The 14,248-nt window shown below is 44.5% G+C and carries 15 protein-coding genes and 1 other RNA gene; 8 read left to right on the top strand and 8 right to left on the bottom strand.

What is annotated here, in order from left to right; all coding sequences use genetic code 11:
• Positions 1 to 443 precede the first annotated feature (443 nt).
• Positions 444 to 650, top strand: coding sequence for a DUF1107 domain-containing protein (locus VEA_RS04670; protein WP_005380970.1), 207 nt, complete (start codon positions 444 to 446; stop codon positions 648 to 650).
• Between the two features lie 65 nt (positions 651 to 715).
• Here the strand turns inward: VEA_RS04670 and VEA_RS04665 are convergent, their stop codons facing one another.
• From VEA_RS04665 to VEA_RS04655, 3 genes are read right to left on the bottom strand one after another with little or no spacing between them, the layout of a single operon-like run.
• On the bottom strand, positions 716 to 1,924 hold the full coding sequence (locus VEA_RS04665; RefSeq protein ID WP_005393929.1) for an FAD-dependent 2-octaprenylphenol hydroxylase: 1,209 nt from the start codon (positions 1,922 to 1,924) through the stop codon (positions 716 to 718).
• Positions 1,925 to 1,955: 31 nt separating this feature from the next.
• A complete protein-coding gene (ubiH, locus tag VEA_RS04660) occupies positions 1,956 to 3,134 on the bottom strand; it encodes a 2-octaprenyl-6-methoxyphenyl hydroxylase (protein ID WP_012841403.1) in 1,179 nt (392 codons plus the stop codon).
• A 23-nt stretch (positions 3,135 to 3,157) separates the two neighbouring features.
• The gene (locus tag VEA_RS04655) at positions 3,158 to 3,736 is read right to left on the bottom strand and encodes a YecA/YgfB family protein (RefSeq protein WP_012841402.1); all 579 of its coding nucleotides are present in this window, start codon (positions 3,734 to 3,736) and stop codon (positions 3,158 to 3,160) included.
• Positions 3,737 to 3,985: 249 nt separating this feature from the next.
• Between VEA_RS04655 and VEA_RS04650 the strand changes: the two genes are divergently transcribed.
• The 5 genes from VEA_RS04650 (at position 3,986) to serA (ending at position 7,307) form a co-directional block, all read left to right on the top strand.
• Positions 3,986 to 4,294: a cell division protein ZapA gene (locus VEA_RS04650; RefSeq protein WP_005393932.1), complete on the top strand. Its 309-nt coding sequence runs from the start codon at positions 3,986 to 3,988 to the stop codon at positions 4,292 to 4,294.
• 8 nt (positions 4,295 to 4,302) lie between these two features.
• Positions 4,303 to 4,487, top strand: a non-coding RNA gene (ssrS, locus tag VEA_RS23120) — 6S RNA.
• A 5-nt stretch (positions 4,488 to 4,492) separates the two neighbouring features.
• Positions 4,493 to 5,092, top strand: coding sequence for a 5-formyltetrahydrofolate cyclo-ligase (locus VEA_RS04645; protein WP_006743081.1), 600 nt, complete (start codon positions 4,493 to 4,495; stop codon positions 5,090 to 5,092).
• Between the two features lie 53 nt (positions 5,093 to 5,145).
• Entirely contained in the window at positions 5,146 to 5,802 is a 657-nt protein-coding gene (rpiA, locus tag VEA_RS04640) for a ribose-5-phosphate isomerase RpiA (RefSeq protein WP_005380982.1), read from the top strand.
• 272 nt (positions 5,803 to 6,074) lie between these two features.
• Positions 6,075 to 7,307, top strand: coding sequence for a phosphoglycerate dehydrogenase (gene serA / locus VEA_RS04635; RefSeq protein WP_012841401.1), 1,233 nt, complete (start codon positions 6,075 to 6,077; stop codon positions 7,305 to 7,307).
• A gap of 81 nt (positions 7,308 to 7,388) precedes the next feature.
• Here the strand turns inward: serA and VEA_RS04630 are convergent, their stop codons facing one another.
• Together VEA_RS04630 and VEA_RS04625 are read right to left on the bottom strand one after the other, a co-directional pair.
• Positions 7,389 to 8,081 (bottom strand): oxidative stress defense protein, encoded by a 693-nt coding sequence (locus VEA_RS04630; protein ID WP_012841400.1) that lies wholly within the window; start codon positions 8,079 to 8,081, stop codon positions 7,389 to 7,391.
• Positions 8,082 to 8,308: 227 nt separating this feature from the next.
• Complete coding sequence (locus VEA_RS04625; RefSeq protein WP_012841399.1) at positions 8,309 to 9,205, bottom strand: LysR family transcriptional regulator ArgP; 897 nt, start codon at positions 9,203 to 9,205, stop codon at positions 8,309 to 8,311.
• A gap of 146 nt (positions 9,206 to 9,351) precedes the next feature.
• On the opposite strand from VEA_RS04625, the gene VEA_RS04620 reads away from it, so the two are divergent.
• Together VEA_RS04620 and VEA_RS04615 are read left to right on the top strand one after the other, a co-directional pair.
• On the top strand, positions 9,352 to 9,981 hold the full coding sequence (locus VEA_RS04620; protein ID WP_012841398.1) for a LysE/ArgO family amino acid transporter: 630 nt from the start codon (positions 9,352 to 9,354) through the stop codon (positions 9,979 to 9,981).
• Positions 9,982 to 10,000: 19 nt separating this feature from the next.
• On the top strand, positions 10,001 to 10,483 hold the full coding sequence (locus VEA_RS04615) for a YbaK/EbsC family protein (RefSeq protein ID WP_012841397.1): 483 nt from the start codon (positions 10,001 to 10,003) through the stop codon (positions 10,481 to 10,483).
• 46 nt (positions 10,484 to 10,529) lie between these two features.
• Here the strand turns inward: VEA_RS04615 and mscS are convergent, their stop codons facing one another.
• The 3 genes from mscS to VEA_RS04600 form a co-directional block, all read right to left on the bottom strand.
• A complete protein-coding gene (gene mscS, locus VEA_RS04610; protein WP_005393946.1) occupies positions 10,530 to 11,396 on the bottom strand; it encodes a small-conductance mechanosensitive channel MscS in 867 nt (288 codons plus the stop codon).
• Positions 11,397 to 11,830: 434 nt separating this feature from the next.
• On the bottom strand, positions 11,831 to 12,907 hold the full coding sequence (fbaA, locus tag VEA_RS04605; RefSeq protein WP_005393947.1) for a class II fructose-bisphosphate aldolase: 1,077 nt from the start codon (positions 12,905 to 12,907) through the stop codon (positions 11,831 to 11,833).
• Positions 12,908 to 13,061: 154 nt separating this feature from the next.
• Positions 13,062 to 14,222, bottom strand: a complete 1,161-nt coding sequence (locus VEA_RS04600) for a phosphoglycerate kinase (protein WP_005393948.1) — start codon at positions 14,220 to 14,222, stop codon at positions 13,062 to 13,064.
• Positions 14,223 to 14,248 lie beyond the last annotated feature (26 nt).

Genomic DNA, 14,248 nt, shown 5'->3' with positions numbered 1-14,248 from the left:
ATGACAGTATTCATGCCGTCAGCTGTCCACTTTTGTGTAATGCATCTGTGACTATTCGCCCGCTGAAGCGGGCTTTTTTTTGTATGGAACTTTTTTCTCTTCCTCTTTCTCTAACCGTTAGGACGTAAAGTTTGTTCTGTTGGATACCACCTTAATAGAAACAATTAGCAAACAATCATTTTCGTTCTATTCTTAATTCTGTAACAAAACTATTGCTTAATGCGTCACGTAAAAAGAGTGTATTGTCCGTAAGGGTTCCTTGAACGGTGATTTTTTGGGGTAATCCTCACGCTATTTAAGAGATGACACTGTCAAATTGTCTAAGACAACACAAATCTCTGACGTAACACCCTACATCTGTATTTAATACTATGGCTGTCACAATAATTTTCGCGTCCAAAACGTAGAATACCTAGGCTAGGTTAGATAAAAGGAAAGTAAATATGAGACTGTTTAAGCGCTATACACCAAGTATGATTGCTAAACATATAAGTCGTCTTTTTAAAGGAAGAATTTATATTTACGGGGTCGGTAGATTCGAGTTTGATAACGGCAAGTTAATACTGCCGGAGAAAGCAGAACAACGCCATTTCCGAGCGGTCAAAGAGATCAACCAAGAAATAATGAAACTCCGATGCGCATATGCTTAGCAAAACGTTGATAAAACAAAGGCTGGATTAACCAGCCTTTTGTGTATTTGAAGTTCGCTTTACACCTACTGACGTGCCAGATCAGGCAGATGACCTTTTAGACCAAGCGCACGCTTCATGATCTCATCTTTCGCTCCCGGCAATTGACCCGCTAAACTCAAACCAATGCCACGAACCAGCTTCTTAGCAGGATTCTCTCCAGAGAACAGGTCTCGGAACCCTTGCATTGCAGCGATCATCTTTGCTGCTTCCGCTTTGCGCCAACGCTCATAACCTCTTAGGTTGCGTTTGCTGCCAATATCTTGGCCTTGCTTCCATAGCGCTAACACCTCTTGAGCGAGGCTGGCTGCATCTAATAGACCTAAATTTACCCCCTGACCCGCTAGAGGATGAATGGTATGGGCCGCATCACCAACCAATGCGACTCGTTCCACAACAAAATCTCGCGCATAGCGCATTTTCAAAGGAAACGCGGCACGCTCTCCCACGACTTCACATAGACCAAGTCGTGTATCAAATTCGCTCGTCAACGCTTTGTTGAAATCATGCTCACTCATTGCCAATAGCTGCTCTGCACGATTTGGCTCAGTGGACCAAACAATAGAGCACATATCTGGTTGGGACATTGGCAAAAACGCCAATGGCCCTTGAGGAGTAAAAATCTGTCGTGCAATGCTATTGTGCGGAGCAGCGGTTTTAACATTCGCGACCAGAGCATGATGTCCATAATCCCAATGCGTTAACGGAATATCCATTTGATGACGAAGCCACGAGTTTGCCCCATCGGCTCCGACCACTAACTTAGCCGTCATGGCTTGACCATTGTCGAGCGTCAACCAACTTTCTTGTTCGCCCACCGCTAAGGTCGCGCAACGTGCAGGCATAAACATAGTGACGTTATCGAGCTTTTGGACTTGTTCGAGCAGTGCGAGTTGAATCACTCGATTCTCAACAATATGCCCTAAATCAGGTTGTGCCATGCTTTGTGCATTGAACTCAATACTAGCGAAGCTATCTTGCTCCCACACTTCCATACCGTAGTATGGTGAAGCGCGGCGTTGCTCTATCCCCTGCCAAGCGCCAAGCTTACGCAAGATAGTCTCACTAGAACGGCTCAACGCAGACACACGCACATCAGGTAACTCTTTCAACGACTCATCTGGCACCTTGCCTTCTATTACGGCGACACGCAGATCGCTGTCCTTGAACGCGGCAGCAAGTGCCAACCCAACCATCCCTCCGCCGATGATGGCGATATCTACACTTTGCATCATTGCTTTTTATTACCTAATTCAGTGCGGCCGTTCATCGTTTTACCAAACCAAGCGTATGGCGCAGTAGCGGCTGCTTAAAAATAGAAAGGTTATCCATCGCTGCTAAGGCCGTATTTCGCCCAATTCGCATCGCGGGTAAATCATTTGAAAAAATATGCACTAAGGCACTGGTTAGCCAGATCGTTTCGCTTCGATCTGCCTCTCTACGCTGACTAAAGCGCATCAAGCCTTGATATAGACCAACATCATCGCTTTGCTGCACGATTTCTTCTGCTAGCGAGACAACGTCGCGAATACCAAGATTAAAACCTTGTCCAGCTATCGGATGCAGCGTTTGCGCCGCATTCCCAACAATCGCAAAACGATGAGAGATATTTTGCTTTCGATGGCGAAGAAGCAATGGGTAACTCGCACGTCGTCCCACTTTTTTCATCGCGCCCAAACGCCAGCCAAAATCTTGTTGTAAACGTTGGAGAAATGCTTGGTCAGATAACTCAAGAACTGCTTGGGCTTCCTCAGGGTGCAGACACCAAACTAAAGACATTCTATTGTCACTCATTGGCAATAAAGCAACAGGGCCATTTTCAGTAAAACGTTCAAAGGCTCTACCTTGATGAGGTTCTTGAGTAACAATATTGGCAATGACAGCCACTTGTTCAAAATCTTGCTCAGAAAGCTCTAAACCAATTTTCTGACAACAAGTCGAAACAGCACCATCGGCTGCCACCAGCAGTTTTGCTTCAAGCTTCCCACCGCTTTTCAACGTAATATGGGTACAGTCTTGCTCGCGCTCGATATCGGTAACAGAGTCAGGGCAAAACAGCGTAATAGATGCGCTGCTATCTAATAATTCTTGATATACGCGACCAACATCGGCTAATTCGACAACATACCCTAGTGCTTCAACGCCAATCTCTTGCTTGGTAATTTCCGTCATCCCAACATGAGAGCGATCAGAAACGTGAATATGTTCAATGGGTGTGACAAACGGTTCTACTGAAGTCCAGAGCTGTAGTTGACGCAACAGATTGACAGTACCGTAAGACAATGCGATTGAGCGAGAGTCAAAACCAGGGTGCATATCTGACTGAGCTTTAAAAGGCTCAACGACGGCAATGCGGAGCTTTCCCTGGGACAAATGGTCAATCGCTAATGCCAACGTTGCACCAGCCATGGCACCACCAGCAATGACTACATCATATTGCTTCATGCTAACCTCTGGACCATCTACGATTAATGAATAGTAGGCTTTTTATCGCTACTTTCAGGGCGAACACCAAACTCAGCATGAATCGTTAGTACGCAAGCTTTGATGTGTTCAATCACTTGTTCTAGCAATTGCGCTTGTTCACCGAGGTCGTCATCTTCATCAATGCCTAATTTGGCAATCTCTTCTAGGTCAGCCAATGCTTCTTTAGCGTCATCTGACGCTTTATTTAGCGCAATACCTGCTAGACCTAACCCAGAAATAAAGTGGTTTACGAAATCGGACACGCTGTCAGCCAACGCGAATAAGCCTTCTTCTCCCGGCTCATCTGGCAATAATAAAGACAGCTCCATCGACGTGCCCGTGAGTTCATTGACAGTAACGGTGAATACGCTTTGAGCAAAAGCTAGCGCGGTAGAAGGCCAACCCATACCATCATTGGTGTAGTCAAACAGAATAGGCTGCCAAGTTTGATCATTAATCGCCAATCCACCACTTAACATGCCGACAAATAAGCCATGTAATTCCGCAGGTGTTACTGCTAGGCTTGCAGATTGCAGTTCAGCAGCAATAGATTGGTATTCAGGAAGGGTGATTTCACTCATAACTTGGCTCATTCTTGCATAATAATGTATTGGTATATCCTACCATCAAGGTTAGTGGTCTGAAACGGCTATCAAATTCAATTTTGAACAGCATTTGCTCAATTTGCCCAATTCCTGTGTGATCTCGTCATCATTTCTCTTTCTGTGATGGGAAATGCTTGAATCTTAATAGCGGTTTTCCTATAGTTTGCTCCTCGGTAGTTGTATGAAGCAACACCTTAGATAGCGCGAATATAGAGTTTATTCATCATGAGCAATCAAGCGATCGACGTTGAAATATTAGGCAAAGTTACACGAGTGAATTGTCCGACAGGACAAGAAGAGTCTCTTGTTGCAGCGGCAAAAGATCTGGATCGCCGATTGAAAGAAATGAGCGAACGTACTAAGGTAACCAATGAAATCCAACTGCTGACCTTCGCTGCATTGAATATTTGTTATGAGTTGCACACCAAGTCATACGAATCAAACGGTCAACAGCAAGAAATTACTGAGCGAATGGAAAAGCTCACTGCGTCTCTTGAGAACGCACTAAGTAAAGTTACGCAAGGACAGCAGTAAATACAAAATTTACCCTGGGGTGTGCGTCAGCAGGATTTAAGTCCCTGAGCCGATAAGCAATACCTAAGGGTTAGTATTTGGTAACTATTGAGCAAGCTCGGCATGTACCGAGAAGCCTACGGTTGTCATTGCTGATCCGCCTTGAACCAGCTGGTTCAAGGGCCACAATCCTCAACGGCACCCTGGGGTATTCTCTCTATGTCAGACCTCTCTCGACAAGACTTCCGCAAACTGATTCGTGAAAAGCGCAACGCATTGTGTAGCGATACGCAATTCCAAGCGGGGATCGACCTTGTCACTCAGTTCTCTCAACTTCCTGAAATCCAGCAAGCGCAGCATATTGCTATTTATCTTTCTGCTGACGGTGAACTTGATACCAAGCCGCTCATTGAATGGTTGTGGCAACAGGGAAAATCGGTTTATCTACCTGTCATCCATCCGTTTTCCAAAGGTCAGTTACTGTTTCTTCTGTACGTAAGTGATGATCAATTGGTCTACAACAAATACGGCATCTTAGAGCCCAAACTGGACATCCGCCATCTCAAGCCCGTTCGTCAAATTGATATCATTTGTACACCTTTGGTTGGATTCGACAGCATCGGCCACCGCTTAGGCATGGGCGGAGGGTATTATGACCGTACCCTGTCTCATTGGTTTATAACCGGAGAAGGTGCCAAGCCTGTTGGTATCGCTCACGACTGCCAACATGTAGAACGCTTACCAATTGAAAGCTGGGACATTCCATTACCTAAGATCGTGACCCCAAGCCGAATATGGCAATGGGAAAGTGGCAAGTAAGCCGCTATAATCACGCCCGCAAACGTTAACGAACATCTATTCAGGAGATTGGCATGACTCAAGATGAAATGAAAAAAGCGGCTGGTTGGGCAGCACTAAAATATGTTGAGAAAGGCAGCATTGTCGGTGTTGGTACTGGCTCTACCGTGAATCACTTCATCGATGCACTAGGCACTATCAAAGACGATATTAAAGGTGCAGTGTCTAGCTCTGTCGCTTCAACTGAGCGCCTTAAAGAGCTTGGTATTGAAGTATACGAGTGTAACGACGTAATGAAGCTGGATGTGTATGTTGATGGCGCAGACGAAATTAACCCAGCACGTGAAATGATCAAAGGCGGCGGCGCGGCTCTGACTCGTGAGAAAATTGTCGCAGCAATCTCTGATAAGTTTGTATGTATTGTTGACGGCACCAAAGCAGTTGACGTACTAGGTCAGTTCCCACTACCTGTAGAAGTGATCCCAATGGCACGCTCTTACGTTGCGCGCGAATTAGTAAAACTGGGCGGTGACCCGGCTTACCGTGAAGGCGTTGTGACTGACAACGGCAACGTAATTTTGGATGTACACAACATGCAGATTACTAACCCGAAAGAAATGGAAGACAAGATCAACGGTATCGCGGGTGTGGTGACTGTGGGTCTTTTTGCTCACCGTGGTGCTGACGTCGTAATCACAGGTACACCAGAAGGCGCAAAAATTGAAGAATAAATAACAGCTCAAATCGACCTATCTGGTTCACTTTTCTGTTATTTCATTACATACGGTGCTGCAAGGCACCGTTTTTTATTCCTTTCTCTAAGAAAATTATCTCTTATTCCGTAATTTTCTTACCCAAAGCAATTTTTTTTTGTTACTTTATTGAACAGAAGACGCACAAGGAAACGTTTGTCCTCCTACAAAACTATCAATTATCCCCTTTTTAATAGTTTTGCCCAATGTGCGCCACATTAGCCCACCTTTCCATTTTAAGGACGAGAAAAATGGCCAAAGTTTCACTGGAAAAAGAAAAGATTAAGATCCTCTTGTTAGAGGGACTCCACCCTTCTTCAGTTGAAGTTCTTCAAGCAGCTGGTTATACCAACATTGAGTACCATAAAGGTTCCCTTCCGGAAGAAGAATTGATTGAAGCGGTTAAAGACGTGCACTTCATCGGTATTCGCTCCCGTACGAACCTATCCGAAGAGGTAATCAATGCGGCGAATAAACTGGTTGCAATTGGCTGTTTTTGTATCGGTACTAACCAAGTAAACCTAGACGCAGCAGCAAAACGCGGCATTCCTGTGTTTAATGCACCGTTCTCTAACACACGCAGTGTGGCTGAGCTAGTGCTTGGTCAAATCCTACTACTTCTGCGTGGCATTCCTGAAAAGAATGCGCTTGCACATCGCGGTATTTGGAAGAAAAGTGCTGACAACTCTTACGAAGCACGTGGCAAACGTCTTGGCATTATCGGATACGGCCACATTGGTACGCAGCTAGGTATTATTGCCGAAAACTTAGGTATGCGCGTTTACTACTACGACATCGAGAACAAATTGTCCCTTGGTAATGCGACGCAAGTACATACCATGAGTGAACTACTAAACAAGTGTGACGTAATTTCTCTGCACGTTCCTGAAACGCCAGAAACAAAAAATATGATGGGTGAAGCTGAGTTTGCTCGCATGAAGCCAGGCTCAATCTTTATTAATGCAGCACGCGGCACTGTCGTGCATATTCCAGCACTTTGCCATAGTTTAGAAGCGGGTCACATTGCGGGCGCTGCGATTGATGTATTCCCAACAGAACCAAAAACGAATGCCGACCCGTTCGAATCTCCTTTGCAGAAGTTCGATAATGTCATCCTCACTCCACACGTTGGTGGTTCAACGCAAGAAGCACAAGAGAACATCGGTGTTGAGGTCGCAGGAAAACTGGCGAAGTACTCTGACAACGGCTCTACGCTTTCAAGCGTAAACTTCCCAGAGGTGTCACTGCCAGAGCACGGTGGTGAATGCTCTCGCTTGCTTCACATCCATAAAAACCGTCCTGGTATTCTTACTCAGATCAACACCATCTTCGCGGAAGACGGCATTAACATTGCCGCACAGTACCTACAAACAGCCGCTGAAATCGGCTACGTAGTGATCGATGTTGAAACCGAGCGCTCAGAAGAAGCACTAGCGAAACTGAAAAGTATTGAAGGCACTATCCGTGCTCGTATCCTTCACTAATCACTAATCACTAATCACTAATTTGTGAAGCAGAAATAACAAAGGCAGGGAATACCCTGCCTTTTCTTTTTGCACCCAGTATTACTTCAGCTTGTAAATCACGTCAACTTGATCGCGAATAATCATGGTAGAATCCTGGTAGCTGTTTGCCCCTTCTTTACTGTCCATCGCCATCGAGCGCATTAGAACAGGCTGAACGTGCATCTGTCTGTAATTGATCTGCCAGACATCACCCAATTTTTTCTCAAAGCCAGTAGCCAGTGACGCTGCTTTTTCTCGCGCATCTTGGATAGCCACCATGCGTGCCTTTTGCTGATACTCAGCCTGGTTGCTTACCTTAAGTTGAATATTATCAACCTGATTAATCCCTGCTTCTAACGCCATATCTAGGTACTGGTTTAGGTTTTTTAGATCCGTAACCGTCACATCAATGCTACGAGAAGCGCGATAACCAACGAGCTCTGCTTTACCAGATTTAGGGTAGTGGTATTGAGGCGCAAGGTATAAATTCGAGCTGGTAACATTGTCTTTTGATAAGCCAGCATCGGACAGATTTTTCAGAAATTGCTCAACGGTTTTGTCAACTGACTGCTTGGCCTGTTCAGCAGTCATTGTCGTGTCTACCACTTTCACAGAAAACGTCGCCATATCTGGTGTAGCAATAACTTCACCATAACCTGTCGTCGTTACGTGAGCAAATTCAGGCGAGTTCGCCAACACTGAAGCACTAGTAAGGCTGAGTGCAGAAGCCAGCAAAAATGAATACAGTCTCATTCAATAAATCCATCCATACAAAAATAAAGTACTTACTCTCAGCAGAAAGGCTCAAGATTCAGACAAAACTATCACTACTGAGAAAGTGTATGGTTTCATAATAGAAACTTCTGTCGATTATCCAAGCACTCAGAATGACTTCTAACACAACTTTGACTATGTAACATTGGCGTAATTTTTCAACGAAACACTCTATCGGCAATGAACCCATCGCTGCGACAATGAACTTATTGAGGTAAGTGTCGCTGAGCATACCCGACTATCGCGTGTGAGATTTCTTGTAGAACCCCCGTTTCCAGTTGCCAATGATGCCAATAAATCCGATGGGACATTAAAAAACCGGGAGTAACATCAACCAACGCGCCACGCTCTAGCTCGTCGGTAATTTGCAAACGAGGGATTAAGCAATAGGCTACACCAGCTAACGCCACTTTTAGAAACGCTTCAGAGCTGCTGATGTTATGGTGAATGACGCTATCAGGGCTGACATTGAAATGCTCGGTAAGAAAGGTTTTATGTAGGTCATCATATTGATCATACGAAACGGCCGGCGCCTTGGCCAAAGTCTGGTTATTGACGCCTTGAGCAAAGTAACGCTGATAAAACTCCGGACTCGCGACACAAACGTAATCAACACGTCCCAAGTAATCCGCTCTACAGCCAGGTATCGGCTGGGATTCTAAGCTGATCGCCCCCGTCACTTCGCCACTTTTTAGCTTTTCGATGGAACGAGATTCACCATAGATAGTGAGTTTGAGTTCAACCTGACGCTGCTTCATGACATCTTGCAGTGCAGGCAGTAGCCAAGTAGCAAGGCTATCAGCATTGGTCGCCAAAGAGAGTTGTACATGTCGAGTACTGGTATCATTCTTGATTTCGGGCAGAATTTCATGCTCGAGTAAGCGCACTCGACGATAAAGGCCTAATAACTTTTTACCAATCGGCGTTGGCTTGGGTGGTTGACTACGAACCAAAACGGGTTGTGCGAGAAACTTCTCTAATTGTTTAATACGTTGAGAAATCGCTGATTGCGAGACAAATAAATGTTCGGCTGCACGCTCAAAGCTCCCCTGATAAACCACTGCATCTAATGCCTCAATCCATTTATAGTCCAACCCTCTCATCCTGCTCTTCCTCTCCTGATAAAACATCAACCCTTAAATTAGCTTAGCTAATATAATATTAAAATCATTAATTATACTTATTTAGATAAACTCTTTATCTTTCACCCTTCTGAGCATTTATTGGTTATCTTGAAGTGAGGTGAAGTGTGAGCTTGTGGGTTCTATTGCAAGGGTTTGGTTTAGGGGCATCAATGATCATTCCGATCGGCGCACAAAATGCGTATGTCTTAAATCAAGGCATAAAGCGCAATCATCACCTGACGACTGCCACTATTTGTAGCATCCTAGATATGATCTTCATTTCTCTAGGTATCTTTGGTGGTGGTGCGATTTTGTCTCAAAATGAAATCTTACTAACATCGGTGACGCTTGGTGGTATTGCCTTCCTGAGCTTTTATGGATTACTGTCACTTAAGAGTGCGTTTAAGTCAGACAGTGAGTCAGAATCAAAAGGTGAAGTCGTCGCTCGTGGTCGTCGAACGGTCATATTAGGTGCGTTAGCCGTCACAGTACTTAACCCACACTTGTACTTAGATACAGTCGTCATTCTGGGCTCTATTGGTGGGCAGTTTGAAGGCCATGACCGAATTGCTTTTGCACTAGGTACGATGATGGCTTCCTTTGTTTGGTTCTATACCTTGTCGATAGGAGCCGCAAAACTAGGCCCTACCCTATCAAAGCCAAGAGTGAAAAAAGGCATCGACATCGCGGTCGCAGTAATGATGTTCACGATAGCGTATATTTTAGCTAGCGAACTTATTGAAAAGTACTGGTAATCAACAGGACAACATAGACATGGAGTCACTAAAGCGTATCTATGATATCAATAGAGAGCGACTCAACGCGCTCTCTATTCCTTTTCGGGAATGGCAGCATGAAGCCATCTTAGACTTTGACACGGATATAAGAGTTGCGTCCGAGCTTGGATGGACAGGCACGCACACCAAAAGCCTCTTCTTAAAACTCAAAGGACAAGGCTACGCAATTTATCTAACAGAAAAAGACTCTCGCCTCGATGCCAAACAAATAAAAGCCGTCACAGGCAAACGCCCCTCAATTTGTGACGACGATGAAATGGTCGAAGTGTTAGGTTGTTTGCCTGGAGCGGTATGTCCGATTGGCTTACCTGAATATGTCACGCTCATTGTTGATACAGCCCTGTATCAACACGAAGAGTTGCTCTATACGCCAGGGTTGCCTGAATTCACCTTTGGCTTTGCCGGTAAACATCTAAAACGTCTATTGCTTGCCGGTAATCACATTCTTTATGAGATATAAAAAAGCGAGGCCAATTGGCCTCGCTTTCGAATATCTACCGCTTGTATTAAGCGTCGATTTTGTTCAGATGAACATCCATTTGTGGGAATGGAATTTCGATACCATTTTCATCCAATGCTTCTTTAATACCTTGCATTGCATCAAAGTATACGCCCCAGTAATCTGCAGTTTTCACCCATGGGCGAACCACAAAGTTTACTGAAGAGTCTGCCAGCGTAAGTACGCCGATTGTGATATCAGGATCTTTCAAGATACGCGGATCTTTTTCTAGCGTCTCGCGAATTACTTTCTTCGTTAGTTTAAGATCCGCTTTGTATGACACACCAATCACTAAGTCGACACGTCGCGTTGCATGACGAGAGTAGTTAGTAATTGCACCACCGATTACTGACGAGTTAGGCACAACAACCATCTTGTTGTCTGGTGTTTTTAGAACAGTTTGGAAGATTTGAATTGCTTCAACACTACCCGCTACACCGCCAATTTCTACGTAGTCGCCAGATTTGAATGGACGGAACGCAACAATGAGTACACCAGCTGCAAAGTTTGATAGTGAACCTTGTAGCGCAAGACCAACAGCAAGACCTGCCGCACCGATTACAGCCACGACTGAAGCGGTTTGAACGCCTAATCGACCAAGAGCTGCGATAAGTACGATTACAAATAGCAAGTAACGAACAAGACCGTGAATAAATTCAACGACAGCCTTATCCATGTTTTTCTTTTCTAGTACTTTAGAAACACTACCAGCGACTGCTTTAACGATAATATTACCGATAAACAGAATAAGCAGCGCAGAGATAATGTTCACACCGTACTGAACCAGTAGATCTGAGTTGTTTGTCAGCCAAGTTTCAGCCTGAGTTAGACCATCCGTTAAAGTGGTATCGATACCCACCGATTCACCTGCCATAATTCTTATCCTCAAAAATAAAGATATATAAATCCAATTGCCGTTAATTTATGAACCTTGTTTTTTAAAGGCTCTTTTCTAAAACAACATCCCTATTGCCCCACTGAACAGTGTCAGATTTTTGGCACAATATCCCAACTTTGACTTTTTTCAAAGTCAGAGTTTCGCAAAGATATGCAAAACAAGACTTTATCAGAGTTTTCTGATATTGGCTTGTTACAGGTTACGCAATGCACTCTTATTTCGCCACTCCTATGACTGATATTCCTATGTTTTTATTTAAAAACGTTAAAGGGGGAACATCCCACCAGAAAATACAACCTGACGCATAAAGATATCAATAGGAAAACAGGGAAAGAAACATAGGGGCAAAATGATAGACATAAAAAAACCCGCTCAAAAAGCGGGTTTTTAAGTAACTTAATCAGTAACGATTATAGTACGTCAACTGCGTTTAGGTCAGCAAATGCTTGCTCTAGACGAGCTACCATTGAAGCTTGACCAGCACGTAGCCATACGCGTGGATCGTAGTACTTCTTGTTTGGTGCATCTTCACCAGTTGGGTTACCGATTTGACCTTGTAGGTAATCGTGGTTTTCAGCTTCGAACTTACGGATACCATCCCAAGTTGCCCACTGTGTATCAGTATCGATGTTCATTTTGATAACACCGTAACCGATAGACTCACGGATTTCTTCTAGAGAAGAACCTGAACCACCGTGGAATACGAAGTTTAGAGAGTTCGCTGGAAGACCGAATTTCTCAGAAACGTGCGCTTGAGAATCACGTAGGATAGTTGGAGTTAGAACAACGTTACCTGGCTTGTACACGCCGTGTACGTTACCGAAAGATGCTGCGATAGTGAAACGGTGGCTGATTGCGCTTAGTTTCTCGTATGCGTATGCAACGTCTTCTGGAGAAGTGTATAGCTCAGACGCATCCATATCAGAGTTGTCTACGCCGTCTTCTTCACCACCAGTACAACCTAGTTCGATTTCTAGAGTCATGTTCATTTTAGCCATGCGCTCTAGGTACTTAGCAGAAATCTCGATGTTCTCTTCTAGAGACTCTTCAGAAAGGTCGATCATGTGAGAAGAGAATAGTGGCTTACCAGTTTGCGCGAAGTACTCTTCACCAGCGTCTAGTAGACCGTCGATCCAAGGAAGTAGTTTCTTAGCAGCGTGGTCAGTGTGTAGGATTACTGGTACACCGTAAGCTTCAGCGACAGCGTGAACGTATTTCGCACCAGCAACAGCACCTAGGATTTGAGCTTCTTGACCTTCAAGTTTTAGACCTTTACCAGCAAAGAAAGCAGCGCCACCGTTAGAGAATTGAACGATAACTGGAGCTTTAACTTTTGCAGCTGCTTCAAGTACTGCGTTTACAGAGTCAGTACCCACACAGTTTACTGCTGGAAGTGCAAAGCTGTTTTCTTTTGCAACTTCAAATACTTTCTGAACGTCATCGCCAGAGATAACACCTGGTTTTACGAAGTCGAAGATCTTAGACATGGATGTAATCCTATTTATCTGTCGTTTTTAAACAAAACTTGTTAAGTTGAAAATCTTGCAAACGTTTGCTCACAACTGAGGCTATTCTAGCAGAGTTCCTCACACGTTGCAGCAAACAAGAAAGCGGGAGAATCACTCCCCCGCTTTGCTTTAATTACTTAGCGCGTGCTTCTAGCATTTCTACTGCTGGAAGAACTTTACCTTCTACGAACTCAAGGAAAGCGCCACCACCTGTAGAGATGTAAGAAACGTCAGCTTTGATACCGAACTTGTCGATAGCTGCTAGCGTGTCACCACCACCTGCAACAGAGAAGCCTTCAGATGCTGCGATAGCTTCTGAGATACCTTTAGTACCTGCTTCGAAGTTCTTGAATTCGAATACGCCTACTGGACCGTTCCATAGGATAGTCTTCGCGTTCTTAAGGATTTCTGCTAGTTCAGCTGTTGAATCTGGGCCAAGGTCGAAGATCATGTCGTCGTCTTGTACTTCAGAAACGTGCTTAATTTCTGCTTCTGCGTTTTCGTCGAATGCTTTCGCACATGCAACGTCAGTTGCTACTGGAATTGCACACTCATCCATTAGCTTCTTAGCAGTGTCTACTAGATCCGCTTCGTATAGAGACTTACCAACGTTGTGGCCAGCAGCTGCGATGAATGTGTTAGCAATACCACCACCAACAACTAGTTGGTCAGCGATTTTAGATAGAGACTCAAGTACAGTTAGCTTAGTAGAAACTTTTGAACCACCTACGATAGCAACCATTGGGCGAGCTGGGTTGTCCATTGCTTTACCTAGCGCTTCAAGCTCGTTTGCTAGAAGAGGGCCAGCACAAGCGATAGGTGCGTGCATACCAACACCATGAGTTGACGCTTGAGCGCGGTGAGCCGTACCGAATGCATCCATTACGAATACGTCACATAGTGCTGCGTATTTCTTAGATAGCTCTTCGTCGTTTTTCTTTTCGCCTTTGTTAAAGCGAACGTTTTCTAGAACAACAAGTTCACCAGCGTTTAGCTCTAGGCCATCTAGGTAGTCTTTTGCTAGCTTAACTTCACAATCTAGTGCGTCGTTTAGGTAGTTAACAACTGGTTGTAGAGAGAACTCTTCAGCGTATTCACCTTCAGTTGGGCGACCTAGGTGAGACGTAACCATTACTTTAGCGCCTGCTTCTAGGCAGTGCTTAATAGTTGGAAGAGATGCGATGATACGTGCATCTGAAGTTACTTTACCGTCTTTTACTGGCACGTTTAGGTCAGCACGGATAAATACACGTTTACCTGCAAGATCCAGGTCAGTCATCTTGATTACAGACATGATGTGTCCTCTCAAATATTGATAAT

The sequence above is a fragment of the Vibrio antiquarius genome (assembly GCF_000024825.1).
Classification (GTDB): Bacteria; Pseudomonadota; Gammaproteobacteria; order Enterobacterales; family Vibrionaceae; genus Vibrio; species Vibrio diabolicus.
Note: the sequence above shows the minus strand (reverse complement) of the source record. Positions and strands in the feature narration are given on the sequence as shown.